General features: G+C 57.9%; 1 protein-coding gene and 1 pseudogene. Both read right to left on the bottom strand.

Annotated features, from left to right (window positions below):
• Nucleotides 1-243 (bottom strand): PAS domain-containing protein (locus J5M71_RS27180; RefSeq protein WP_207838619.1); only part of this gene is annotated, 243 nt, incomplete at its 3' end.
• Nucleotides 244-345: 102 nt separating this feature from the next.
• A pseudogene (locus tag J5M71_RS27175) lies at nucleotides 346-515 on the bottom strand (CPBP family glutamic-type intramembrane protease); the annotation flags it as partial.

Genomic DNA, 515 nt, shown 5'->3' with positions numbered 1-515 from the left:
GCCCATCCATGGCAAGCCTTGTTTCAGTGTGCCCCACATGTGCGAGAACACCGCCGACGGCACGTCAGGGTGACGGACCAGATTGTGCGGCGCCCGGATCAGTTCCTCCCGCGAAAACCCGCTGATCTCGACAAAGTCGTCGTTGCAATAGGTGATCACGCCCTTGGCATCGGTGGTGGAAATCAACCGTTGCTGAGCTGGAAAGGTCCGCTCGCGTTGTGTAATGGGCTGGTTGTTACGCATGGTTTTTCAATCCGCAAGGCTTTGAATGGTTGTCGGCGCCGACAGGTTTTTATTGAAGTTTTTTTTCAGATTTAAGTATGGCGTCGCAAAACCGCGCTTGCGTCAACTGGCCAGCATCGGATAGGTGAACAGGCCGAAGTGCAACAGATTCAGGCCGAAATGGGTGGCGATCGCCGCGCCCAGTCCGCCGAAACGGTAGGCCAGACCATAGCCGACCCCGGCCAGTCCCGCCAGCAACACCCAGGTCCAGCCAGCACCGGCATGCACCAGAC

Origin of the sequence: Pseudomonas sp. 43(2021), from assembly GCF_017490805.1 — a bacterium.
Taxonomy (GTDB): domain Bacteria; phylum Pseudomonadota; class Gammaproteobacteria; order Pseudomonadales; family Pseudomonadaceae; genus Aquipseudomonas.
The sequence above is the reverse complement of the archived record's forward strand: the minus strand, read 5'-3'. Positions and strand labels throughout refer to the sequence as shown.